At 68.9% G+C, this 23,991-nt stretch carries 25 protein-coding genes and 1 riboswitch; of the genes, 17 read left to right on the top strand and 8 right to left on the bottom strand.

Going from position 1 to position 23,991, the window contains the following annotated elements; genetic code table 11:
• Window positions 1–65 precede the first annotated feature (65 nt).
• The 11 genes from ctaD (at window position 66) to NJQ99_RS14380 (ending at window position 11,443) form a co-directional block, all read left to right on the top strand.
• Window positions 66–1,664, top strand: a complete 1,599-nt coding sequence (gene ctaD, locus NJQ99_RS14430) for a cytochrome c oxidase subunit I (protein WP_269333574.1) — start codon at window positions 66–68, stop codon at window positions 1,662–1,664.
• 128 nt (window positions 1,665–1,792) lie between these two features.
• A complete protein-coding gene (locus NJQ99_RS14425) occupies window positions 1,793–2,716 on the top strand; it encodes a heme o synthase (protein ID WP_269333573.1) in 924 nt (307 codons plus the stop codon).
• A 10-nt stretch (window positions 2,717–2,726) separates the two neighbouring features.
• Window positions 2,727–2,864, top strand: a complete 138-nt coding sequence (locus NJQ99_RS14420) for a hypothetical protein (RefSeq protein WP_269333572.1) — start codon at window positions 2,727–2,729, stop codon at window positions 2,862–2,864.
• 19 nt (window positions 2,865–2,883) lie between these two features.
• Window positions 2,884–3,498 carry a cytochrome c oxidase assembly protein gene (locus NJQ99_RS14415; RefSeq protein ID WP_269333571.1) on the top strand — a complete coding sequence of 205 codons (615 nt, stop codon included), beginning with the start codon at window positions 2,884–2,886 and terminating at the stop codon, window positions 3,496–3,498.
• Window positions 3,499–3,583: 85 nt separating this feature from the next.
• A complete protein-coding gene (locus tag NJQ99_RS14410; protein WP_269333570.1) occupies window positions 3,584–4,405 on the top strand; it encodes a cytochrome c oxidase subunit 3 in 822 nt (273 codons plus the stop codon).
• A 35-nt stretch (window positions 4,406–4,440) separates the two neighbouring features.
• Entirely contained in the window at window positions 4,441–4,803 is a 363-nt protein-coding gene (locus NJQ99_RS14405; protein WP_269333569.1) for a DUF983 domain-containing protein, read from the top strand.
• A gap of 34 nt (window positions 4,804–4,837) precedes the next feature.
• Window positions 4,838–5,551, top strand: a complete 714-nt coding sequence (locus tag NJQ99_RS14400; RefSeq protein WP_269333568.1) for an SURF1 family protein — start codon at window positions 4,838–4,840, stop codon at window positions 5,549–5,551.
• Window positions 5,552–5,608: 57 nt separating this feature from the next.
• Window positions 5,609–7,009 carry a threonine synthase gene (gene thrC, locus NJQ99_RS14395; RefSeq protein ID WP_269333567.1) on the top strand — a complete coding sequence of 467 codons (1,401 nt, stop codon included), beginning with the start codon at window positions 5,609–5,611 and terminating at the stop codon, window positions 7,007–7,009.
• Entirely contained in the window at window positions 7,006–8,265 is a 1,260-nt protein-coding gene (locus NJQ99_RS14390) for a M16 family metallopeptidase (protein WP_269333566.1), read from the top strand. Before thrC ends, NJQ99_RS14390 begins: the two co-directional genes overlap by 4 nt.
• Before the next feature lie 80 nt (window positions 8,266–8,345).
• Window positions 8,346–8,948 (top strand): GNAT family N-acetyltransferase, encoded by a 603-nt coding sequence (locus NJQ99_RS14385; protein ID WP_269333565.1) that lies wholly within the window; start codon window positions 8,346–8,348, stop codon window positions 8,946–8,948.
• On the top strand, window positions 8,945–11,443 hold the full coding sequence (locus tag NJQ99_RS14380; protein WP_269333564.1) for a putative bifunctional diguanylate cyclase/phosphodiesterase: 2,499 nt from the start codon (window positions 8,945–8,947) through the stop codon (window positions 11,441–11,443). Before NJQ99_RS14385 ends, NJQ99_RS14380 begins: the two co-directional genes overlap by 4 nt.
• A gap of 6 nt (window positions 11,444–11,449) precedes the next feature.
• On the opposite strand, the gene NJQ99_RS14375 is transcribed toward NJQ99_RS14380, so the two are convergent.
• Complete coding sequence (locus NJQ99_RS14375) at window positions 11,450–12,037, bottom strand: YqgE/AlgH family protein (RefSeq protein ID WP_269333563.1); 588 nt, start codon at window positions 12,035–12,037, stop codon at window positions 11,450–11,452.
• 158 nt (window positions 12,038–12,195) lie between these two features.
• On the opposite strand from NJQ99_RS14375, the gene NJQ99_RS14370 reads away from it, so the two are divergent.
• Together NJQ99_RS14370 and NJQ99_RS14365 are read left to right on the top strand one after the other, a co-directional pair.
• Window positions 12,196–13,008, top strand: coding sequence for a protein-disulfide reductase DsbD domain-containing protein (locus tag NJQ99_RS14370; protein WP_269333562.1), 813 nt, complete (start codon window positions 12,196–12,198; stop codon window positions 13,006–13,008).
• A gap of 118 nt (window positions 13,009–13,126) precedes the next feature.
• Window positions 13,127–13,609, top strand: a complete 483-nt coding sequence (locus NJQ99_RS14365; protein ID WP_269333561.1) for a peroxiredoxin — start codon at window positions 13,127–13,129, stop codon at window positions 13,607–13,609.
• Window positions 13,610–13,613: 4 nt separating this feature from the next.
• On the opposite strand, the gene rnhA is transcribed toward NJQ99_RS14365, so the two are convergent.
• The 3 genes from rnhA to ispH are packed head-to-tail and all read right to left on the bottom strand — an operon-like array spanning window position 13,614 to window position 16,020.
• On the bottom strand, window positions 13,614–14,057 hold the full coding sequence (gene rnhA, locus NJQ99_RS14360) for a ribonuclease HI (RefSeq protein WP_269333560.1): 444 nt from the start codon (window positions 14,055–14,057) through the stop codon (window positions 13,614–13,616).
• Entirely contained in the window at window positions 14,057–15,025 is a 969-nt protein-coding gene (locus tag NJQ99_RS14355) for a homoserine kinase (RefSeq protein WP_269333559.1), read from the bottom strand. Before NJQ99_RS14355 ends, rnhA begins: the two co-directional genes overlap by 1 nt.
• Before the next feature lie 5 nt (window positions 15,026–15,030).
• A complete protein-coding gene (ispH, locus tag NJQ99_RS14350) occupies window positions 15,031–16,020 on the bottom strand; it encodes a 4-hydroxy-3-methylbut-2-enyl diphosphate reductase (protein WP_269333558.1) in 990 nt (329 codons plus the stop codon).
• A gap of 195 nt (window positions 16,021–16,215) precedes the next feature.
• On the opposite strand from ispH, the gene NJQ99_RS14345 reads away from it, so the two are divergent.
• From NJQ99_RS14345 to gcvP, 4 genes are all read left to right on the top strand, one after another.
• Complete coding sequence (locus tag NJQ99_RS14345; protein WP_269333557.1) at window positions 16,216–16,755, top strand: hypothetical protein; 540 nt, start codon at window positions 16,216–16,218, stop codon at window positions 16,753–16,755.
• Window positions 16,756–16,799: 44 nt separating this feature from the next.
• A riboswitch (glycine riboswitch) is annotated at window positions 16,800–16,888 on the top strand.
• Window positions 16,889–17,085: 197 nt separating this feature from the next.
• Window positions 17,086–18,210 (top strand): glycine cleavage system aminomethyltransferase GcvT, encoded by a 1,125-nt coding sequence (gcvT, locus tag NJQ99_RS14340; protein WP_269333556.1) that lies wholly within the window; start codon window positions 17,086–17,088, stop codon window positions 18,208–18,210.
• Between the two features lie 15 nt (window positions 18,211–18,225).
• Window positions 18,226–18,597 carry a glycine cleavage system protein GcvH gene (gene gcvH / locus NJQ99_RS14335; RefSeq protein ID WP_269333555.1) on the top strand — a complete coding sequence of 124 codons (372 nt, stop codon included), beginning with the start codon at window positions 18,226–18,228 and terminating at the stop codon, window positions 18,595–18,597.
• A 56-nt stretch (window positions 18,598–18,653) separates the two neighbouring features.
• Complete coding sequence (gene gcvP, locus NJQ99_RS14330) at window positions 18,654–21,539, top strand: aminomethyl-transferring glycine dehydrogenase (RefSeq protein WP_269333656.1); 2,886 nt, start codon at window positions 18,654–18,656, stop codon at window positions 21,537–21,539.
• A 191-nt stretch (window positions 21,540–21,730) separates the two neighbouring features.
• Here the strand turns inward: gcvP and NJQ99_RS14325 are convergent, their stop codons facing one another.
• From NJQ99_RS14325 to NJQ99_RS14310, 4 genes are all read right to left on the bottom strand, one after another.
• The gene (locus NJQ99_RS14325; protein ID WP_269333554.1) at window positions 21,731–22,213 is read right to left on the bottom strand and encodes a F0F1 ATP synthase subunit B; all 483 of its coding nucleotides are present in this window, start codon (window positions 22,211–22,213) and stop codon (window positions 21,731–21,733) included.
• 10 nt (window positions 22,214–22,223) lie between these two features.
• Complete coding sequence (locus tag NJQ99_RS14320) at window positions 22,224–22,781, bottom strand: F0F1 ATP synthase subunit B family protein (RefSeq protein WP_269333553.1); 558 nt, start codon at window positions 22,779–22,781, stop codon at window positions 22,224–22,226.
• Window positions 22,782–22,880: 99 nt separating this feature from the next.
• Window positions 22,881–23,114, bottom strand: a complete 234-nt coding sequence (locus NJQ99_RS14315) for a F0F1 ATP synthase subunit C (protein WP_269333552.1) — start codon at window positions 23,112–23,114, stop codon at window positions 22,881–22,883.
• A gap of 88 nt (window positions 23,115–23,202) precedes the next feature.
• A complete protein-coding gene (locus NJQ99_RS14310) occupies window positions 23,203–23,958 on the bottom strand; it encodes a F0F1 ATP synthase subunit A (RefSeq protein ID WP_269333551.1) in 756 nt (251 codons plus the stop codon).
• Between the last annotated feature and the right edge of the window lie 33 nt (window positions 23,959–23,991).

The following is a 23,991-nucleotide window of genomic DNA, read 5'->3' as shown; positions in this document are numbered from 1 at the left end:
AGGGTTTGCGGGCAGGCTCCGGTTCGGGCCGCCCGCCGCAGAACAGGTAAAGCGGGACGATAACGATGGTCTACTCCACGCACGCGAGCCACGATGAACATGTGCCGACCGGGTGGCGCAGGTGGGTCTATTCCACCAACCACAAGGACATCGGCACGATGTACCTGATCTTCGCCATCGTCATGGGGCTCGTCAGCTTCGTGATGTCCGGCCTGATCCGGATCGAGCTGGGTGCCCCCGGCGACGGCATCCTCGGCGGCGACCATCACCTCTACAACGTGCTGGTGACCAACCACGCGCTGCTGATGATCTTCTTCATGGTCATGCCGGCCATGATCGGGGGCTTCGGCAACTGGTTCGTGCCGCTGATGATCGGCGCGCCGGACATGGCGTTCCCGCGGATGAACAACATCTCGTTCTGGCTTCTGCCGGCGTCTGTGTCGCTCCTCTTCCTCTCGATGTTCGTCGAGGGTGACGGCGGCCTCGGCCATGGTGGCGGCTGGACGCTCTACGCGCCGCTGTCGACCTCCGGCTCGCCCGGCCCGGCGATGGACCTGCTGATCCTGTCGATGCACATCGCGGGTGCGTCCTCGATCCTCGGCGCGATCAACTTCATCACCACGATCCTGAACATGCGCGCGCCGGGCATGACCCTGCACAAGATGCCGCTGTTCGTTTGGTCGGTGCTGGTGACGGCATTCCTCCTGCTGCTGTCGCTGCCGGTCCTGGCAGGCGCGATCACCATGCTGCTGACGGACCGCAACTTCGGCACGACCTTCTTCGACCCGGCCGGCGGCGGCGACCCGATCCTCTACCAGCACCTGTTCTGGTTCTTCGGCCACCCGGAAGTGTACATCCTGATCCTGCCGGGCTTCGGGATGATCAGCCACATCGTCGCGACCTTCTCGCGCAAGCCGGTGTTCGGCTACCTCGGCATGGCTTACGCGATGGTCGCGATCGGCGTGGTCGGCTTCATCGTCTGGGCGCACCACATGTACACGGTTGGCCTCGACGTCGACACGAAGGCGTATTTCGTGGTGGCGACCATGGTCATCGCGGTTCCGACGGGCGTGAAGGTGTTCTCGTGGATCGCGACCATGTGGGGCGGCTCGATCGAGTTCCGCACCCCAATGATCTGGGCGATCGGCTTCATCTTCCTGTTCACCGTCGGCGGCGTGACGGGCGTCGTGCTCGCGAACGCCGGCGTGGACCAGTCGCTGCACGACACCTACTACGTGGTGGCGCACTTCCACTACGTGCTGTCGATGGGTGCGGTATTCGCGATCTTCGCGGGCTGGTACTACTGGCAGGGCAAGATGTTCGGCGTGCAGTACAGCGAGTTCCTGGGCAAGCTGCACTTCTGGCTGACGTTCATCGGTGTGAACCTGATCTTCTTCCCGATGCACTTCCTGGGCCTCGCCGGCATGCCGCGCCGTTACGTGGACTATCCGGACGGCTTTGCCGGGTGGAATTACGTGGCGACGATCGGCTACTACATCACGGCCGTGAGCGTGCTGCTCTTTGTCTACATCCTCTACGATTCCTTCGCGAAGAAGCGGAAGGTCGAGGCGAATCCCTGGGGCGAAGGCGCGACGACGCTGGAATGGACGCTCTCCTCGCCGCCGCCGTTCCACCAGTTCAACGAGCTGCCGCGCATCAAGTAGGCGCGCGCGACCGGAACGAAGGATACGGGGCCGGGCGGCTTGCCTGGCCCCGTGCCATGACAGGCGAAGCAATCCGGGCATACAGCCCGCAACGTGACACGGACGCCAGGGAAACCAGACGAGGTGACATGAGCGACACCGCCCTCGACATTGGCAGCGAGCAGGCACACGACGGCTTTTCCAGCGCGTCGGATCTGTTCCAGCTTCTGAAGCCGCGCGTCATGTCGCTCGTGGTGTTCACGGCGCTGGTGGGCATCGTGCTGGCGCCGGGCGATCTGCATCCGATCCTGGGCTTCACGGCGCTGCTTTGCATCGCGGTGGGCGCTGGCGCATCGGGCGCACTCAACATGTGGTACGACGCCGACATCGACGCGGTCATGCGCCGCACGCAAACGCGGCCGATCCCGCGCGGGGCCGTGACGGCGCGGGAGGCGCTGGCGCTCGGGATCGCGCTGTCTGGCGCCTCGGTGCTTCTGCTCGGGCTTGCGGTCAACTGGCTCGCTGCCGGGCTGCTGGCCTTCACGATCTTCTTCTATGCCGTGATCTACACGATGTGGCTGAAGCGCTGGACGCCGCAGAACATCGTGATCGGCGGCGCGGCGGGTGCGCTGCCGCCGATGATCGGCTGGGCGGCCGTGACCGGAACCGTGACGGTCGAGCCGGTGGTGCTTTTCGCCATCATCTTCCTGTGGACGCCGCCGCATTTCTGGGCGCTCTCGCTTTACAAGGCGGAGGAGTACGCGGGTGTCGGCGTGCCGATGCTCCCGGTCGTGGCAGGCAAGGCCGCGACGCGCCGGCAGATCCTGCTCTACAGCCTCGTGATGGCGCCGGTCACGCTGTTGCCGTGGGGGCTGGGTTTCGCGGGACCGGTCTATGGCGTTCCCGCGCTCGTTCTCAATGCGATCTTCATCGGGCTCGCGGCGAAGCTGTGGCGCGGCGGCGACGCGGGCGAGGAGCCTGCGGCGAAGCGTCTCTTCGCCTTTTCGATCCTTTACCTGTTTATTCTCTATGCGCTCCTGCTCGTCGAGGGCATGACGCCGTCGTTGGGCTGAGGAACACCGGATGCCGCTGCACCGTGAGCACAAGCGCCGCAAGGGCCGCAACATCGCGGTGGCCCTCGTTCTTGGCGCGCTGGTCGTCCTGTTCTTCCTCATCACGGTTGTGAAGGTTGGGGTGCAGATCTTGGATCGCCCGCTCTAGGGACCGGGGAGAGAGACCGATGAACGCAGCCGGAGAGAAAGATCGCACGCGCATGCAGGCGCGGATGCGCAACACTGTCGTGGTACTCGTCGGCATCGCGGCAGGCATGGCCGGCCTCGCCTATGCGGCTGTCCCGCTCTACGACCTCTTCTGCCGCGTGACGGGTTATGGCGGCACGACGCAGGCCGCGCTCGAGGCGCCGGGAGTGGCGGGCGAGCGTGTGATTCGCGTGCAGTTCGACGCCAACACCGCGCGCGGGCTCGGCTGGCACTTCAAGCCGGAGCAGCGGTCGATCGACCTGAAGATCGGGGAGGAGAAACTCGCCTTCTACAGGGCCGAGAACCGCACCGATCACGCCATCACCGGCACGGCGACCTTTAACGTGACGCCGCACAAAGCCGGGCTCTATTTCTCGAAGATCGAGTGTTTCTGCTTTACCGAGCAGCGGCTGGAGCCCGGTGAGAGCGTCGACATGCCGGTCACCTTCTTCATCGACCCGGCGATCATGGACGATCCGAACCTGGACGATGTCACGCAGATCACGCTTTCCTACACCATGTACCCGGCCGATCCGCCGCAGACCGCGCACGCTGGCGCGAACGGCGCGGTTGAAGGGGGCGGGGAGTTGAATTAAACGAGATCGCCAGGGGCGAGGGGAAGGGCCGGCCGGCCGTTTCCGCCCAGGGCTTCAGGGGTGTCTTTGAGGGACGGGGACGAACATGGCCGACACGCACGCCAAAGGTCACGACTATCATCTTGTTGATCCGAGCCCGTGGCCGATCATCGCCTCGGTCAGCGCGTTCGTCATGGCGGTCGGCACGGTGTTCTACCTGCACGACATGATCGGCCCCTATGTCGCGATCGCCGGTCTGCTCGGCATCCTCTACACGATGTACGGCTGGTGGCGCGACGTCGTGAACGAGGCGGAGCACAAGGGCGACCACACCCCCGTGGTGCAGCTTCACATGCGCTATGGGATGGTGCTGTTCATCGCCTCCGAAGTGATGTTCTTCGTCGCCTGGTTCTGGGCCTATTTCGACGCCTCGCTGTTCCCGGGCGACGCGCGGCAGCTTGCGCGGGCCGACCTGACGGGCGGCGTCTGGCCGCCGCAGGGGATAGAGACGTTCGACCCCTGGCACCTGCCGCTCATCAACACGCTGATCCTGCTGCTTTCGGGGACGACCGTGACGTGGGCGCACCATGCGCTGCTGCACGGCGACCGCAAGGGCCTCGTCAACGGCCTGATCTGTACGGTGGCGCTGGGTCTTCTGTTCACCTGCGTGCAGGCCTATGAGTACAGCCACGCAGCCTTCGCCTTCTCGGGCCACATCTACGGCGCGACCTTCTACCTGGCGACGGGCTTCCATGGCTTCCACGTCATCGTCGGCACCATCTTCCTGATCGTCTGCCTGGCGCGGGCGCTCAAGGGTCATTTCAAGCCCGATCACCACTTCGGGTTCGAGGCGGCAGCCTGGTATTGGCACTTCGTCGACGTGGTCTGGCTGTTCCTGTTCGCCTCGATCTACGTCTGGGGGGCCTGACCGCGCGGCGGGCCTGGCCGGCCGAAGGGAGCCTGATGAGCGATCATCCGTCACCCGTCTCGACCGGGCTTGCGTGCAAGTGCCCCCGCTGCGGCGAGGGGCGCCTGTTCAAGGGGTATCTCACCGTGCGGGAGAGGTGCGAGGTCTGCGGCCTCGACCTCTCCCGCGCCGATTCCGGGGACGGGCCTGCGATCTTCATCATCCTGATCGTGGGTGCCATCGTGGGCGCGGCCATCCTCTATCTCGAATTCACCTGGCAGCCGGCCTATTGGGTGCACGCCGTGGTGGCGGCTGTGCTGGGGATCGGTCTGCCGCTCCTGCTGCTGCGGCCCTTCAAGGGTGTGATGATCGCGCTGCAATACCGCCACAACGCGGCCGAGGGGCGGCTCGACGAATGATCGCGGGCCGCGCCCTGCCATGAGCTTCCGTCCCATGCTGTGGCCGAGCGTGCTCGCCGCCCTCGGCCTCTCCATCCTCTGTTCGCTCGGCGTGTGGCAGCTTCAGCGGGCGGAGTGGAAGGGTGCGCTGCTCGACCGGGTGGGCCAGGCCGTCGAGGCGGCGCCCGTACCGCTTGCGCAGGCGCTGCGTGCGCCCGACCCCGCCTATGCCCATGTCCGGCTGCAGGGCCGCTTCCTGCACGGGGAGGAGCGTTATGTCTTCACCTCGCGCGACCGGGTGCCGGGCGTGCTGGTCTTCACCCCCTTCGTGCCGGACGGCCAGGAGGAGGGGCAGCCGGTGATTCTGGTCAACCGCGGCTTCGTGCCGGAGCCATTGCGCAACCCGGAGGTCCGGCAGGAGGGACAGGTGCCGGCCCCCGCCACCGTGACGGGCATCCTCCGGCCGGGGGAGAGCAGCGGCCTCTTCGTTCCCGACCCGCAGGAACGCACGCGCACGGCCTACGCCATCGACCTGGAGGTGCTCGCGGGCCTCGGCGAGGTTTCCGTGCGTACCGACTGGTTCGTGGAGGCCGACGAGAGCCCCGTGCCCGGCGGTTTGCCCAGGGGACGGGACCCCGCCACCATTGTCGCCAGCATCCCCAACAACCACCTGAGCTACGCCGCGACCTGGTTCAGCCTCGCCCTGGTGCTTGCGGGCGTCTATGTCGCGTGGCACATCCGGGAGGGGCGGCTTGGCCGCGCCGCTTGACGCGGACGCCTCAGGCGCGCAAGGAAAGCCCGGCGTGAGACGGCAAGGAGCCAAGGCATGCGCTATGTGAGTACGCGCGGACGCGCGCCCGTCCTGGGGTTCGAGGAGGTTCTGCTGGCCGGGCTCGCCCGCGACGGCGGCCTCTATGTGCCGGAAAGCTGGCCGCTGTTCTCGCTGGACGAGATCTCCGACTTGGCAGGCCGGTCTTACGAGGACGTCGCGGTGCGCATCCTCGCGCCCTATGTCGGCGACGCGATCGGCAAGGACGACCTCGCAGCCATCGTCGCCGACGCCTACGCGACATTCCGGCACAAGGCGGTCGTGCCGCTCGTCCAGACGGGCGCGTCCGACTGGCTGATGGAGCTGTTTCATGGCCCCACGCTCGCCTTCAAGGACGTGGCGATGCAACTCATCGGGCGGCTGTTCGACCATGTGCTGACGAAGCGGGGGGAGCGGGTGACCATCGTCGGCGCGACTTCGGGCGACACGGGCTCGGCAGCCATCGAGGCGTTCCGCGACCGTGCGGCGGCCGACGTCTTCATCCTCTTCCCGCACGGCCGCGTGTCGGAGGTGCAGCGCCGCCAGATGACCACGGTCGACGCGCCCAATGTGCACGCCATCGCGGTCGAGGGCACGTTCGACGATTGCCAGTCGCTCGTGAAGGCGATGTTCAACGACCACGCCTTCCGCGACGGGATGCGGCTCGGCGCGGTCAACTCGATCAACTGGGCCCGCGTCATGGCGCAGGCGGTCTATTACTTCACCGCCGCGACCGCGCTGGGCGCGCCCTCGCGCTGCGTCTCCTTCTCCGTGCCGACGGGCAATTTCGGCGACATCTTTGCGGGCTATGTGGCGACCCGCATGGGGCTGCCGGTCGAGCAGCTTGTGATCGCCACCAACGCCAACGACATCCTCGCCCGGACGATCGAGACCGGGACCTATTCCATGGGCGAGGTGGTGAAGACCCTGTCGCCTTCCATGGACATCCAGGTCTCGTCGAACTTCGAGCGGCTGCTGTTCGAGGTCATGGGACGCGACGGCGCCGCCGTCCAGGGGCTGATGGACGGCCTGCAGCAGTCGCGCGCCTTCACCCTGCCCGGACCGGCTCTGGAGGAGGTGCGGCGCACCTTCGACGCGGGCAGCGTCGACGACGACCGCATCCTCGCGACGATCCGCCGGGTCCATGCCGAGACGGGCCTGACCATCGACCCGCACACCGCGGTGGGCGTGGCGGCGGCGGTGGGCGTGCGCCGCGATCCGCTGACGCCGATGATCCACCTTGCCTGCGCGCACCCGGCCAAGTTCCCCGACGCGGTCGAGAAGGCAACCAAGGCGCGTCCCGGCCTGCCGCCGCATCTCGCCGACCTGTTCGACCGGCCGGAGCGGATGAGCGTGCTGCCGAACGACCTCGCCGCGATAAAGCAGGCGATCGGGGAGAAGGTCGCAAGCACCGCATGAGCGTCGAGATCACGCAGCTTCCCAACGGGTTGACGGTCGTCACCGACCCGATGCCGTCGCTTGCGTCCGCCGCACTCGGCGTCTGGGTCGAGGTTGGCGCCCGGCACGAGCGCGGCGACGAGCACGGCCTCTCCCACATGCTGGAGCATATGGCGTTCAAGGGCACCGCGCGGCGCAGCGCCCGCGGTATCGCGGAGGAGATCGAGGCCGTCGGCGGCCATCTCAACGCCTACACGAGCCGCGACCAGACCGCCTATCACGCCCGCGTGCTGGCCGAGGACGTGCCCCTCGGCGTCGACATCCTGGCCGACATCCTGCGCAACTCGACCTTCGCGCCGGTGGAACTCGAACGCGAGCGTGCCGTGATCCTGCAGGAAATCGGCGAGGTCGAGGACACGCCCGATGACCTGATCTTCGACCTGCTGCAGGAAATCGCCTATCCGGAGCAGGCGGCGGGCCGTCCGATCCTCGGCACGCGCGACAGCGTGGGCGGCCTGACGCGGGACGCGATCCGGGACTTCCTTGCCCGCCACTACGGCGCGGCGGCGATGACGCTCGTCGCTTCGGGCCGTGTGGTCCACGGGGAGGTGGTGGCGCTCGCCGAGGCGGCGTTCGGCGACATGGCGCCCGGCGCGCGTCCGCAAGGCGCGCCCTTGCGCTTTGCCGGCGGGGAGGTGCGCCGGCGGCGCAAGCTCGAACAGGCGCACATCGCGCTCGGCCTCGACGGCGTGGGATATGGCGATCCCGACTATTTCACCTCGCAGGTCTTTTCCGTCGTCTATGGCGGGGGCATGTCCTCGCGCCTGTTCCAGTCGGTGCGGGAGGAGCGCGGCCTTGCCTACACCGTCTTCTCCTTCGCCTCCTCGCTGGCCGACGGCGGCATGGTCGGCGTCTATGCGGGCACCGGCGCGTCGGAGGCGGCGCATCTGCTCGCGGTCGTGGTGGACGAGCTTGAAAAGCTTGCCGGCGACGCGACGGAGGAGGAGGTGGCCCGCGCCCGCGCCCAGATCAAGGCGGGGCTGCTGATGAGCTACGAGAGCCCCGCCGTCCGCGCAGAGCAGATCGCCCGCCAGCTGTCTGTCTGGGGCCGCGTGATGGGCGTGGACGAGGTGGCCGCCGCCATCGACGCGGTCGACGCAGACGCCGTGCGCCGTTTCGCCGCGCGGCTGATGCATGGCGGCCCGCCCGCGCTCGCCGCGCTCGGCCCCGTTCAATCGCTCGAAAAGTACGCTACACTCAAGGCGCGGTTCGGCTGACTCGGCATCGCCCCGGCGGGGGAGGGGTGGGCGGTTTCGGCCGGGTTGCGTGCAATGGGGAGGGCGGGGACCCGGGGACCATGGCGCTGCTGCGCGGCTTCGGCCGCACGGATGTCGAGCCCGTGCTCGAAACCGACCGGCTGGCCCTGCGCCCGCCGGAAGCAGCGGATTACGCCTCGTGGGCTGCCATCCGGCGGGAGAGCCGCGCCTTTCTCCAGCCCTGGGAACCGCTCTGGCCCGTCGACGACCTCACCCGCATGGGCTACCGCCGCCGCCTGAAGCGCATCCAGAAGGACCAGCGCGAGGGCACGGCCTTCACCTTCCTGCTCTTTCTGCGGACCGGGCGCACCGGCGATGTGCTGGGCGGGATCACGCTGGGGAACATCCGCCGCGGCGTGGCCCAGTCGGGATCTCTCGGCTACTGGATGGGGGAGCGGCACGCGGGGCAGGGCTACATGGGGGAGGCGGTGGACGCCGTGCTCGCCTTCGCCTTCGCCGACCTCGACCTCCACCGGGTGGAGGCGGCCTGCCTTCCGGCGAACGAGGTGTCGCGCATGCTGCTGCTGCGCCGCGGCTTCACCTGGGAAGGCCACGCCCGCCAGTATCTCAAGATCGCGGGCGAATGGCGCGACCATCACCTGTTCGCGCGTCTCGCCTCCGACGACCCGCGGGGGACGGCGTGAGGGCGGGGGCGGCAGCGAGGCATCTTGCCCTGGGCGCGGCCGTGCTGGCCGCCATCGGCGCGTCATGGCCGGCGTTTGCCTTCTCGCTCACGGCGCTTCTGCCGCCTGAGATGCTTGAGGCGCGCGGCTGGCTTCTCGGCGTGCGCATCGGTCTGGTCGGCGCGGTCGCGGCCTACCTGCTGGCCCGCTGGACGCTGGTGCGCGATGCGGGCGCGATGTCGCTGCTGGGCCTGCTCGGGACCGTCCTCGCGTTCGACATGGCCGCGCAGGACCAGATCGCGCTGCTGAAGATCCCGGACTTCGCCCATCTCGGACGGCTTTCGCTCTTCGTGGGCGTGCTCGTTCCCGTTTCGGCGATCTTCTTCGCGCGGCGCTACATGCGGCTCGAACGTCTGCGGCCGCGCCTCAATGCGGCCCTGCGCGGGGTCGAGGCGATCCTGGGTGCTGCGGGCGCCGTCGCGGCCATCGTGGTGCCGGAACTGGCGGCGCCGGTCCTGCTCGCGATCTGGCTCGGCGTCTCGGGGCTCGGCTTCGTCGTGCTGGCGGCGCTGGCCGTGCGCGGTGTCCGGCGCGCGGAACTCGTGCTCGTGGCCTGGCTGCCGGTCGTCGGCGGTGCGCTGTTTGCGCAGAGCACCGGGGGCGCTGCCAGCGGTTCGGGCCTGCTCGTCGCGGCGCTCGCCGACGGCGGCCTGATCTTCGGCCTTCTCTATTACACGCTGCTCGTGCGCATCGACAGCGGCGCGGCGCTGCGCATGGGGTCGCAGGGCAGGGTGTCGGACCTCGCGTCGGACCGGTCGGAGACGGCGACCCTCTCCTGGGACATGCGCGGCGACCGCATCACCTATTCGAAGGGGGCCCGCCAGCTTCTCGGCCTGGAGCCGAGCCTTGCGGAACAGACCACGGAGGAGGGGACCGGAAGCTGGTTCGAGCGGCTGCACCCCGCCGACAGGGAGCTTGTGGTCGCCGCCATCGAGAACGCGCGCGCCCGCCGGCGGGAGGTTTTCAGCCTCGATTTCCGCATCGCCGACGAGGGCGGGCGGGGCTGGCGCTGGCTGCGCTTCGAGGGGCGGACCTTCATCGGCCCGGACCGGGAAGCGGCGCGCTGCGTCGCCACGGTGGAAGACGTGACGCTGGAGAAGCAGGCGGAGGAACGGCGCATCCGCGACCTCGTGCGCGATCCCGTCACCGGCCTTTCGAGCCGTGCGGTGTTCCTGCAGCGGCTCCAGCGCCTGACGGAGCGGGTCGAGGATACGCCCGCGGGCGAGGCGGCCGCGGCCTTCACCGTCCTCCTGCTCGACATCGACCGGTTCCACGCGCTCAACGACAGCCTGGGGCCGGAGGGCGGCGACGCTGTCCTGGCAGGGGTCGCCGCGCGCATGGAGGACATCCTGGGCGGGGGCGCGCTATGTGCCCGCTATGGCGACGACCGCATCGTGGCGCTGATGCCCGACATCCGCCACGAGGGGGAAGTGCAGGGCCTCGCCGAGGCGATCTCTGCCGCGATCGCCCGGCCCTATGCGATCGGCCGGCGCGAGATATCTGTCACGGCGGGCATCTCCGCTCTGATCGTGGGCCGTGCGCCGGGCGACGTTGCCGACCTTATGGCGGATCTCGAGACCGTGCTGCTGCGCGGCAAGCTGTCCGGGCCCGGCGCCATCGTCGTGGAGCGCCGCGCCGACGCGGCGCCTGCGGCGGACGCGGGGCGTCCGGACCAGAACCTGCGCCGCGCGCTGGAGCGTGACGAGCTCGAATTGCATTACCAGCCGATCTTCCGTGCCGCCGACGGCACGCTCGCGGGCTTCGAATCGCTTCTGCGCTGGCGTCATCCGGAGCGGGGCCTCATGTCGCCCGGCTCCTTCATCACGCTTGCGGAAGAAACGGGGCTCATCGGCGACATCGGCCGCTATGTCCTGTTCGAGGCGGCGCGCCAGCTTGCCGCCTGGCAGGGGCGCAAAGGCATCGGCAGCGACGAGCCCCTGTTCGTCAGCGTGAACGTGTCCAGTCTTCAGCTTCTGGGCCGCGGCCTCGTCACGGACGTGCGCGATGCACTGCGCCGGCATGCCCTCGAACCCGGGACGCTGAAGCTCGAACTGACCGAGAGCCAGGTGCTGACCGACCCGCACGGGGCTGCCCGCCTGCTGGAGGAGATCCGCAACCTCGGCGCCGGTCTCGCGCTCGACGATTTCGGAACGGGCTACGCCTCGCTCGCGACGCTGAAGCGGCTGCCGTTCGACACGGTGAAGATCGACCGAAGCTTCGTCGCTGGTCTCGCCAAGGGCGAGGATTCGGCCCGTGCCATCGTTCGTGCGGTGGTCGACCTGGCGCACGACCTGAACCTCGCCGTCGTTGCCGAGGGGGCGGAGGACGCGGAAAGTGCGCGGATGCTGCGCGACTATGGCTGCGACTACGTTCAGGGATACGCCGTCGGCCGGCCCGTTCCCGCGCACGAGGCGGAGCGCTTCCTCACTGCCGACCCGCGCCGCGCGCTGGCCTGAGCGGGGTCAGGCGCTGCCCTGCGTGCCTGAGAGAAGCGCGGGATCGATTCCGATCCGGCGCAGCGCGGTTTCCCACTTCGCGGCGTCGTCGCCCGCAAACAGGATATCCGGGTCCGGCGGGCAGACCAGCCAACCGTCGGAGCGCAATTCCTGTTCCAGTTGCCCCGGCATCCAGCCCGCATAGCCCAATGCGACCAGCGACCGGCGCGGTCCCCGTCCGCTCGCCATGGCGCGCAGAATGTCCACGGTCGCGGTCAGGCCGATCCCGGCCTCGTTGTTCATGTTCGACTCCGGCCCCACGTAATCGTCGCTGTGCAGCACGAAGCCGCGGCCCGTCTCGACCGGGCCGCCGAAATGCACGCGGATCGCGTTCGCATCCCCGCCGGGTGCGATCTCCAGCTGCTCCAGAAGTTCCGTGAAGGTGATGTGTTCGACCACCTTGTTGACCATCAGGCCCATCGCGCCCTGCTCGGAATGGGCGCACATGTAGATCACCGATTTCTCGAAGCGCGGATCCGGCATGCCGGGCGTCGCCACGAGCATCTGGCCCTCGATGTAGCCGTCCTGGCCCAGGGTCATCGTGCCGGTCTTCATGCGGACGTCGTTCCCTCGCGCTTGCTGTTCCTCGTGCGTCATGCACATAAACTTAGGCCATGCTGACGGGACAACAAGAAATCCCGCCCGGGCCGCCAGGGGCCATCATGCGGGCGCAGTCCTTCCTCGCGGGTTTACGGCGCGGGGCATCCCTTGCCTTGTGTGCCGCCGCCCTCTGCTTCGGCGCAGCATCCGCGCAGGAGGGGCCGGTTTCCGGTGCCTGGTCGGACGGCGTGCACGCCGGTCTGCGCCTGATCGCTGCGGACGCAGGCCTCGGCGAGGACGGTGCGGTCATGGCCGGGATCGAGGTTCGCCTGGCGCCTGGCTGGAAGACCTATTGGCGCGATCCGGGGGCGGCAGGCATTGCGCCGGAGTTCGACTGGTCGGCCTCGGCGAATGTCGGGCGCGTGGAGGTGCTCTGGCCCGTGCCGCAGCGGTTCGACACTGCCGGGCTGCCGTCCATGGGCTATGCGGGCGACGTCATCGTGCCCGTCCGCGTCACCGCTGCCGACCCGCGCAAGCCGGTCGAGTTGAAATTGGCGGCGGCATTCGGCGTCTGTTCGGACCTCTGCCTGCTGGAGGAGGCGTCCGCCGCGCTGACCGTGCCGCCGGGCCGCGACACGCCGTCGGCGCACTGGACCGCGCTTCTCCTCGCCGAGACCGCGGTGCCGCGCGACGGGGCGGCGGCCGGGCTTTCGGCCACGGCGGTGCCCGCGGACGGCGGCCTCCACGTGACGGTCGCCGGGCCGGGGGCCGAGGACGTCTCCGACCTTTTCGTCGAGGGAAAAGGGGACCGCGTCTACGGTGTGCCGCTGCGCCTTTCCGCCATGCCGGGCGAAAGCGTCTGGCGCGTGCCGGTCCGGACCGGCGGCCCGCCGGTGCCGGGGACGCCGCTGCGCTTCACGCTCGCCGCACCCGAAGGGCAGCGTGGCGGCCATGTGCTGGAGGTCACCGTCGGCCCGCAATCCTGACCCGCGAGGTCTTTTTCCCGAGGGTGTGGCGCGCTACATGGTGAGGCACGGCGCGGGTTCGGGGGATAGCCTGCCTGCGTGCGTCCGAGATCATCCGCAAGACAACAAGAGGCATCTCATGACGATCAAGGTCGGCGACACGCTTCCCGAAGCGAAGTTCTTCTACATGAGCAGCGAGGGTCCGAAGACCATCACGACGGACGAGCTGACCAAGGGCAAGACCGTGGTCCTGTTCGCGCTGCCGGGCGCCTTCACGCCCACCTGCTCGGCCAAGCACGTGCCGGGCTTCGTCCAACAGTACGACGCGATCAAGGCCAAGGGCGTCGACACCGTCGCCTGCCTTTCGGTCAACGACGCCTTCGTCATGGGGGCATGGGCCAAGGACCAGGGCACCGGCGACAAGGTCATGATGCTGGGCGACGGCAATGCCGACTTCACCAAGGCCGTTGGCCTGGAAATGGACGGCTCCGGATTCGGCATGGGCACGCGCTCCAAGCGTTACGCCATGGTCGTGAAGGACGGCAAGGTCACGCACCTCGCGGTCGAGGAGCCGGGCGAGTTCAAGGTCTCCTCGGCGGAATCGGTGCTGGGCGCCCTCTGACCGCTCAGGACGCCTTCCGGAACGGGGCGAGGCCGGCGTTCGCGAGCGCGTCGGCCCGCTCGTTCCCCTCATGGCCCGCGTGGCCCTTTACCCAGTGCCAGTGGACGTCGTGGCGCGCGGCCTCTGTCTCCAGGGCCTGCCAGAGGTCGGCATTCTTCACCGGCTTCTTCTCCGCCGTCTTCCAGCCGTTCGCCTTCCAGCGCCGGAGCCACTTGGTGATGCCGTCGCGCAGATAGGCGGAATCGGTCCACAGGTCGACACGGCAGGGCCGCTTGAGCGCCTTGAGCGCCTCGATCGCCGCCGTCATCTCCATCCGGTTGTTGGTCGTCTGCGCCTCGCCGCCCGTGAGTTCCCGCTCGCCCTTGTTGTGGACCAGCAGCGCGCCCCAGCCGCCGGGGCCGGGATTGCCCGAGCAGGCCCCGTCCGTGTAGATCGTCACCCGGTCCATCAGGCGTGCTCCAGCCCATAGGCGGCGGCGCTCTCGACGCCCAGGTGGAAACGCAGCTTGCGCGCATATTCGCGCGGATCCTTGGGCCGCACGAAGGCCGCCGGGTCGTGGTGGATCAGGTCGTGCGCCCGCGTCAGCAGGAAGCGCAGCGCCGCGCCCCGCGCCAGCACGGGCAGCGCCGCGATCTCCGCCGCGCTAAGCTTGCGCTCGGCATCGTAGGCCGCGAGCAGCGCGCGCCCCTTGGTCACGTTGTAGCTGCCGTCGGCCTCGAAGCACCAGGCGTTGAGGCAGATCGCGATGTCATAGGCGAAGGCGTCGGTGCAGGCGAAATAGAAGTCGATGAAGCCCGACAGCTTTTCCTTCACGAAGAAGACGTTGTCGGGGAAAAGGTCGGCATGGATCACGCCCGTGGGAAGACCTTGCGGCCATCCGGCCTCCAGCCGGTCGAGCGCGCCTGCGATCAGATCCTCCAGCCCTTGTTCGATCCCGTCGGCGCGGCCCCGGAAGCGGTCGTAGAGCGGCCGCCATCCGCCGACCGACAGGTCGTTCGGGCGATCCATCGGGAAATCTGCGCCCGCGTGGTGCAGGCGGGCGAGGCCGCGGCCAAGCTCGGCGCAATGGGTGACGCCCGGGCGGCGCACCCAGACGCCGTCGAGGAAGGTGACGATGCACGCCGGCCGTCCTGCGAGCGTCCTCAGCGCCTGGCCGTCGCGGCCCTTGACCGGGACCGGGCACTTCAGGCCGCGCGCGGCCAGGTGCTCCATCAGCCCGATGAAGAACGGCAGGTCGCCCGCGTTCACCCGCTTCTCGTAGAGCGTCAGGATGTAGAACCCCGTCTCCGTGTGCAGGAGATAGTTGGTGTTCTCGACCCCCTCCGCGATGCCCTTGATCGACAGCGCCTCGCCCAGCGGATACTCGGCCAGGAAGGCTTCCAGTTCCTCGTCCGTGACGTCGGTGTAGACGGCCATGGGCGTCAGGCGGGCTCGGACGCGGTCAGCGCACGCGGCAGCTTGAAGCTCACGTTCTCCTCGCGCACCCGCACCTCCTCGACCCGCACGCCGCGATGCGCGCGGAACGCCTCGATCACTTCCTCGACCAGGATCTCCGGCGCCGAAGCGCCTGCCGTGATGCCGAGCGTGCGCACATCGTCGAACGCGGTGCAGTCGAGGTCGGCGGCGCGCTGCACCAGTTGCGCGCGCGCGCAGCCCGCGCGTTCGGCCACTTCGACGAGCCGCATGGAGTTCGAGGAGTTCGGCGCGCCGATCACCAGCATCGCCTCGACCCGTTCGGCGAGGATCTTCACCGCTTCCTGGCGGTTCGTCGTGGCGTAGCAGATGTCTTCCTTGTGCGGGCTTGCGATCTCCGGGAAGCGCGCTTTCAATGCTTCCACGATGGCGGCGGTGTCGTCGACCGACAGCGTGGTCTGCGTGACATAGGCGAGACCCGCACCCCGGTCGTCCTTGCCCGGCAGCGTGGCCACGTCCTCCACCGTCTCCACCAGGCTGATCGACCCGTCCGGCAACTGGCCCATGGTGCCGATCACCTCCGGATGGCCGCGGTGGCCGATCAGGATGACATGGCGGCCCGCCCCGTGGTGCCGGTCGGCGTCGACGTGCACCTTGGAGACGAGGGGGCAGGTTGCGTCGAGGTAGAAGAGCCCGCGCGCCTCCGCCTCCGCCGGGACCGATTTCGGCACGCCATGGGCGGAGAAGACGACCGGCACGCCGTCCGGCACCTCCTCCAGCGTATCGACGAAGACCGCGCCGCGTGCCTGAAGGCTTTCCACGACATAGCGGTTGTGCACGATCTCGTGGCGGACGTAGACGGGGCGGCCATAGCGCTCCAGCGCCCGGTCCACGATCTGGATCGCGCGATCGACGCCCGCACAGAAGCCGCGCGGCGCGGCCAGCAGGATATCGAGCGGACCGGGGCCGCCTGCGGTTTCGGTTTTCGGATCTGCCATTGCGCCTCGGTCCCGTTGCACGCCCGGCGAACTCCCCGCCGGACCTTGTCGCGCCCGCGTGCTGCCCGTAAAGTCCCGGCACGCCGAAAGGGCGCCGCCCTGGCCGATCCGGGCCCGCGCGCCATAGAGATACGAGCCGCCGTCTCCCTGTCAAGGAAGCCGCGCGCCTGCCGCTGGAAGAGAGGTCCGTTGCCCATGACGTTCCGCATGCTCATTGCGCTGGGGGCAGCAAGCCTGCTGGCGGCCTGTTCCGGACCTTCCAAGGAGGAGGAGGCGGCCACGGCCACGCTCAAGGCGTGCCCCAAGGCGGTGATCCTGGGCGATGCCTCGCGCTATGTCCGCTTCTCCGACCCGACTTCGCCCGCGCGCGAGAATGTCGCGGTGGCGGCCGAGATGACCTATGTGCGGTCGGCCTGCGAGCACGAACAGGGTGCGGTGCGGACCGCCCTCGGCGTCGACGTGCGCGCTGCGCTCGGGCCCGCCGCCAGCGGCGAGGTTGCCACCATGCCCTTCTTCGTCGCGGTCCTCGGCCCCGACGGGCGCATGCTGACCAAGGGCGTCTACGAGATGCAGAAGGGCTTCGACGCAAGCGGCGCGATCGAGTTCGTGGAAGAGGTCGGCACCGTGACCATTCCCCTCGCCGAGGGTGCCAATCCGGCCGCCTATACGATCTACACGGGCTTTCAGCTCGACGAGGCGCAGGTCGCTTATCTGCGCGAAAGGTTCGCAAACTGACAGGCGCGGCTTGACTGGCGCGCCCGGTCAGCCATTATCGGACGATCTTCCCAGCGGGAGAGACCGGCCCCGCGCCGGCGCCGAAGGAGCAACCGCCCCGGAAACTCTCAGGCAAAAGGACCGCTGGGGGGCAATGCGCTCTGGAAAGCGGGTGCGGCATCGTGTGACCGCCGGCACCCCACCGAAGGAGTAAGGCAGGCAGGTCCGATGGCCGCCGCCGAATCTCTCAGGTTCCCGGACAGAGGGGGCGAAACGCGCAGACGGCGGGACTCCGCCCCGCGCGGTTCGGTTCCTTAAACACGGGTCTCGGGAAAGGCGCGAGGGGCATCCATGGCACAGCATCCGATGGGCGATCTCCGCCGCACAGCCCTTCACGCCCTGCATGTGGAGCTTGGCGCCCGCATGGTCGGCTTCGCGGGCTGGGACATGCCGATCCAGTTCGCCGGCATCCTGGCCGAGCATGCCCATGTCCGCGGCGCGGGCGAGGGGCCGTGCGGCGCGGGTCTCTTCGACGTCTCGCACATGGGGCAGATCCGGCTGTCGGGCGAGGGCGCGGACGCCGCGCTCGAGGCGCTGGTTCCCGCCGACATCCGGGCACTGAAGGACGGGCGCACCCGCTACACCCAGTTCACGACCGAATCGGGCGGCATCATCGACGACCTGATGGTCACGCGGCTGGGCGAGGATCTCGTCCTCGTGGTCAACGCGGCGCGCTTCGACGTCGACCTCGCGCATCTGAAGGGGCGGCTGCCCGGGGCCGTGCGGATCGAGGTGCTGGACAGCCTCGCCCTGCTCGCGCTGCAGGGGCCTTCAGCCGCGGAGGTGCTGGCGCGCCACGCGGGCGGCGTGGAGGGCCTCTCCTTCATGCAGACCGCCGAGATGGACATTGCGGGCGTGGCCGCGCGCATCTCGCGCTCCGGCTACACGGGTGAGGACGGGTTCGAGTTCGCGGTTCCCGCCGACGAGGCGGAAGGCATCGCGCGCCTGTTGCTGGCCGAGCCCGAGGTTGCGCCCATCGGCCTCGGCGCGCGCGATTCGCTGCGCATGGAGGCGGGGCTCTGCCTCTACGGACAGGACATCGACGAGACGACGAGCCCCGTGGAGGCGGGTCTCGCCTGGTCGATCCAGAAGCGCCGCCGCGCCGAGGGCGGCTTCCCCGGCGCAGACCGCATCCTGAGGGAACTGGAGCAGGGCACGGCCCGCACCCGAGTCGGCCTGCGCCCCGACGGCCGTGCCATCGCGCGCACCGGCACGCCGGTTCTGGCGGGGGAGGAGCGCATCGGCGCCGTCACCTCCGGCGGCTTCGGGCCGAGCGTCGGCGGACCCATCGCCATCGCCTATGTGCCCCCCGCGCACGCTGCTGCGGGCACCGCCGTGTCCCTCGACCTGCGCGGCCGGGCAGAGCCTGCGCGCGTCGTCGACCTTCCCTTCGTTCCCCATCGCTATCACCGCTGAGGAGAGCTTCGCATCATGGCAGCCACCATCCGCTACACCGAGGATCACGAGTGGGTCCGCGTCGACGGCGACATCGCGACCGTCGGCATCACCACCCACGCGCAGGAGCAGCTGGGCGACATCGTCTTCATCGAGCTTCCCGACGTGGGCCGGACCTTTGCGCAGAAGGACGAAGCGGGCGTGATCGAATCGGTCAAGGCGGCGAGCGAGCTTTACGCGCCTGTCTCCGGCGAGATCGTCGAGACGAATGCGGCCATCGTCGACGATCCGGCGCTGGTCAACCGCGACCCGATGGGCGAGGGCTGGTTCGTGAAGATCCGCCTCGCGGACGCGGGCGAGCTTGACGGCCTGATGGACGAGGCCGCCTACGCCGCGCACGCCGGCTGAGACCAGGACAGGACCGAGGACAAGAGGGCGCCATGACGGGCCAGCACGACACCGCGATGCACGATCTCGAGGGACGCGACATCTTCATCCGCCGGCACATCGGGCCGGGGCCGGAGGATCAGGCGAAGATGCTGAAGGCGCTGGGCGTCGACAGTCTCGACGCGCTGATCGGCACGGTCGTGCCCCCGGCGATCCGGCGCGAAGGGGCGATGGCGCTCGACCGCCCGCTGACGGAAGCGGAGGTTCTGGACGAGTTGCGCGGTCTTGCCGACCGCAACCGGCGCATGATCTCGCTGATCGGGCAGGGCTATCACGGCACGGTGACGCCGCCCGTCATCCAGCGCTGCGTGCTGGAGAACCCGGCCTGGTACACCGCCTACACGCCCTATCAGCCGGAGATCAGCCAGGGCCGTCTGGAGGCGCTGATCAATTTCCAGACGCTCGTGACCGATCTCACCGGCCTCGACATCGCCAATGCCTCGTTGCTCGACGAGGGCACGGCGGCGGCCGAGGCAATGACCCTCTGCCACCGGCAGGCGAAGGCGAAATCCGACCGCTTCTTCGTCTCGCGCCATTGCCACCCGCAGACCATCGCGGTCGTCGAGGCGCGTGCCGAACCGCTCGGCATCGAGATCGTCGTGGGCGACGAGGCGAGCGACCTCGACGCAGGTGCGGTCTTCGGCGCGCTCTTCCAGTATCCCGGCACGGACGGGGAGGTGCGCGACCCGCGCGCGGCCATCGCCGCGCTGCACGAGGCCGGCGCGCTGGCCGTCATTGCCTGCGACCTGCTGGCGCTGACGCTGCTGGAGGCGCCGGGCGCGCTCGGCGCCGACGTTGCCGTGGGCTCGGCCCAGCGGTTCGGCGTGCCGATGTTCTTCGGCGGCCCGCACGCGGCCTTCTTCGCCACGCGCGACGCCTTCAAGCGGTCGATGCCCGGCCGTCTCGTCGGGGTCTCGGTCGACGCAGACGGGCGGCCTGCCTACCGCCTCGCGCTGCAGGCGCGCGAACAGCACATCCGCCGCGAGAAGGCGACGAGCAACATCTGCACCGCGCAGGTGCTGCTGGCGGTCATCGCGGGCTTCTACGCCGTCTATCACGGGCCGGAGGGGCTATCCCGCATCGCGCGCCGCACCCACGCGCGCGCCGCGACGCTTGCGGCGGGGCTTGCCCAGGCAGGCGAGACGGTGCCGACGCAGAGGTTCTTCGACACGATCGCGGTCGACGCGGGGCCACGCGCGCGCCAGATCATCGAGGCCGCGCGCGCGTCGGGGATCAACCTGCGCGACATGGGCGTGGGCCGCATCGGCATCGCGACGGACGAGACGACCTCGCCGGAGACGGTGGAGGCCGTCTGGGCCGCCTTCGGGCACGCGCTGCGCTACCGCGACGTCGCGCGGGAGGCGGGCGAGGCGCTGCCGCAGGACCTCGCACGCGCGGGTGCGATCCTGACCCATCCCGTCTTCCACCTCTACCGGTCGGAGACGGAGATGATGCGCTATGTCCGCCGCCTCGCGGACAAGGACATCGCGCTCGACCGGGCGATGATCCCGCTCGGCTCCTGCACCATGAAGCTCAACGCGGCGGCCGAGATGCTGCCCGTCACCTGGGGCGGGTTCGCCAATGTGCATCCCTTCGCGCCGCTCGACCAGGCGGAGGGGTATCTCGAGCTGATCGCGCGGCTGGAGGACTGGCTGGCCGAGATCACGGGCTATGACGCCGTCTCTCTCCAGCCCAATTCCGGCGCGCAGGGCGAATATGCGGGGCTGCTCGCCATTCGCGGTTATCACGCGGCGAACGGGCAGGGGCACCGCGACGTCTGCCTCATCCCGTCGTCGGCGCACGGCACGAACCCGGCCTCGGCGCAGCTTGCCGGCATGCGGGTCGTCGTCGTCGCCTGCGACGAGAACGGCAATGTCGATGTCGCCGACCTGAAGGCCAAGGTCGATCAGAACCGTGCGAACCTCGCTGCGCTGATGGTCACCTATCCCTCGACCCACGGTGTGTTCGAGGAGCAGATCCGCGAGATCTGCGCGCTGATCCACGACGCGGGCGGGCAGGTCTATCTCGACGGGGCGAACCTGAACGCCCAGCTTGGCCTCGCGGCGCCCGGCCACTATGGCGCGGACGTCTCGCACCTCAATCTGCACAAGACCTTCTGCATCCCGCACGGGGGCGGCGGTCCCGGCGTCGGGCCGATCGGCGTGCGTGCCCACCTCGCGCCCTATCTGCCGGGGCACCCCGCGCTCGCCGACGCGCCGGAGCGGCATCGCAGGACGGGTCCCGCCGTGTCGGCGGCGCCCTTCGGGTCGGCGGGGATCCTCTCCATCTCCTACGCCTTCATTCGGCTGATGGGCGCGCGCGGCCTGACGGATGCATCGCGCGTCGCGATCCTCTCGGCCAACTACATCGCGCATCGCCTGAAGGACGCATTCCCGGTGCTCTACGCGGGCCGCGGCGGGTTCGTGGCGCACGAATGCATCCTCGACACCCGCGTCGCCAAGGACCGGGCGGGCGTGACCGTTGACGACATCGCCAAGCGTCTGATCGACTTCGGCTTCCACGCGCCGACCATGTCGTGGCCAGTGCCGGGCACGCTGATGATCGAGCCGACGGAATCGGAGCCGCTGGCCGAACTCGACCGTTTCTGCGACGCCATGATCGCGATTGCAGGGGAAGTGGCGGAGATCGAGGCGGGCCGCATCGCGCATGCCGACAGCGCGCTCGCACACGCTCCGCACACGGCCGAGACATTGCTCGCGCCTGACTGGAAGCGCGCCTATCCGCGCCACCGCGGTGCCTTCCCGGCCGGCAAGGCGGGCGTGGAGGGCAAGTACTGGCCGCCGGTCGCGCGCATCGACAACGCCTATGGCGACCGCAATCTCGTCTGCACCTGCCCGCCGCTGTCGGCCTATGAGGAAGGGTTGGGAGCCGCCGCGGAGTAGGTGGGGAGAGTAGCTGGGGCGGCACGCTACGCCCCGCACCCGGGCAAGGCATCAGGCAAGGGCGGCTTCGGCCGCCCTTTCGCATTGTGGCACTCTCCGCCGGCAGGGCCCCGCACAAGAAAAAACCCCGGCCGCGGGGCCGGGGCGAGGTACGGCGGGGTTGATCCCCCGCACGTCATCCGGTGTCGGGCCTAGTGGAAGCGTCCCTTCAGCCCGGAAATCGCATCCGTCACGAGCTTGCCGCGCGCCTTGTCGTCCAGTTCCTCGGAGATGACCCGGCGGGCGGCATTGACGGCGAGTGTCGCGGCAGAGTTGCGCACGTCGCGGATCGCATCGGCCTCGGCTTGGGCGATCTTCTCTTCCACCGACTTCAGGCGGCGCTCGATACGCGCCTCGAGCGCCTCCTGGGCCCGCTTGGACGCAGCCTCGGCCTCGCTCTTGGCCTGGGTGACGATGTCCTGCGCTTCCTTCTCGGCGTCCTGGCGCTTGCGCTGATAAGTGGCGAGCAGCCCCTGCGCCTCTTCGCGCAGGCGGCGGGCCTCATCAAGCTCGTTGCGGATGCGGCTGGCGCGCGCATCGAGTCCCGCCACGATCTTCGAGGGCACCTTCAGATAGAAGACGATCGCGAAGAACAGGACGAAGGAGACGGCAACCCAGAAAGTTTCATCGAACATGGTGCGCTCCTCAGGCCTTCGTCTCTGCGTCGACAGCGGCCTTGATCCGGTCGGGATCGGCCTTGCCGAGCAATTCGGCCACGATGGCCTCGGCCGTGTCGACCGCGACCGCGGAGATGTTGGCCATGGCCGCGTCGCGGGTCTTGGCGATCCGCTCCTCTGCCTCGGCCAGCTTGGCGGACATCTTTTCTTCCGCCTTGGCCTCGGCCTCGGCAGCGCGGGCCGCCACCTTCTCGCGGGTGTCGGCGGCGATGGCCTGGGCCTTCGCACGCGCTGCCGCGAGTTCTTCCTCGTATTCCTTGAGCGCCGTCTCCGCCTCGTCGCGCAGATCTTTCGCCCGGTCGAGGTCGTAGTCGATCGCGTTGCGCCGCTGCTCCAGCACGCCGCCGATGCGCGGCAGGGCCACGCGCGACATGAGGAGGTAAAGCGCGACGAATGTCAGGACGAGCCAGACAAGCTGGGGCGCGAAGTCCTCAGGCTTGAACTGGGGCAGGGTGCCCTTCGCGTGCTCCGCCTCAACCAGGGTGGTTGCGATGGTGCCGTCTTGGGTCTTCGGTTCGGTCGCCATGGGCCTCGCCTCGGAATGGCGGTCCCTGATGCCTCAGGGGCCTGAATCCGCAGGCGGGTGGAAGCCACCCGCCGGCCTCTCGTGCCGTACCGTCCAGCCTTAGCTGAACAGGATGAGCATCGCGATGACGAAGCCGAACAGGCCGGTCGCTTCCGCCAGCGCGAAGCCGAGCAGCAGGTTGGTGCGCTGGCCGTCGGCAGCCGCCGGGTTGCGCAGCGCGGCGTTCAGGTAGTTGCCGAAGATGATGCCGATGCCGACGCCGGCGCCGCCGAGCGCGAGGCAGGCCAGACCGGCGCCGATGAACTTGCCGAGATCGGCGATGTTACCTTCCATGATACAAGCTCCTTTCGATGTGTGGCTGTCGAGAAGATGGAGTGAAGGCCGTGCGCCCGCTGAGTCGTATCCGCTCAGCGGTGCCCGGTCAGTGGTGCATGTGAAGCGCGTCGTTGAGGTAGATGCAGGTCAGGATCGCGAAGACATAGGCCTGCAGGAAGGCGATCAGGAACTCCAGTGCGGTGATGCCGACCATGGCCGCCATGGGCGCCCAGCCGCCGACCCAGCCGAGCGCGATGACGAAGCCCGCCATCACCTTCAGCATCGTGTGGCCCGCCATCATGTTGGCGAAGAGACGCAGCGCCAGGGTCACGGGGCGCGAGAGGTAGGAGATCAGCTCGATCACCACCATCAGCGGCAGCAGCCATACGGGCAGGCCGCCGGGAACGAACATGCGCAGGTAGCCCGCACCGTTCTTCACGAACCCCAAGACGGTCACGCCCACGAACACCACCGCCGCCAGCGCAAAGGTCACGATGATGTGGCTGGTCACGGTGAACGAGTAGGGGATCATGCCCAGCAGGTTGCAGGCCAGGATGAACATGAAGAGCGTGAAGACGAAGGGGAAGTAGCGCATCCCCTCGGGCCCCGTCACGTCGCGCACCATGCCGGCCACGAACTCGTAGGACATTTCCGCGATCGACTGCATCCGCCCCGGCACCATCGCGCGGCCGGACATGGACAGGATCGTCAGCGCCGAGACCGCCAGGACGGCGATCACCATCCACAGGCTCGAATTCGTGAAGGAAACGTCGAGCGTCCCGAACTTCATCTCGATGAGCCGGACGATCTCGAACTGGTGCATGGGGTCCGCCTTGGCCCCGGCTTCTGCTTGCGCTGCCACGTGTCCCGTTCCCCTACCGCGTACCGTTCCTGG

Source organism: Futiania mangrovi (assembly GCF_024158125.1).
GTDB classification, from domain to species: domain Bacteria; phylum Pseudomonadota; class Alphaproteobacteria; order Futianiales; family Futianiaceae; genus Futiania; species Futiania mangrovi.
Note: the sequence above shows the minus strand (reverse complement) of the source record. Positions and strands in the feature narration are given on the sequence as shown.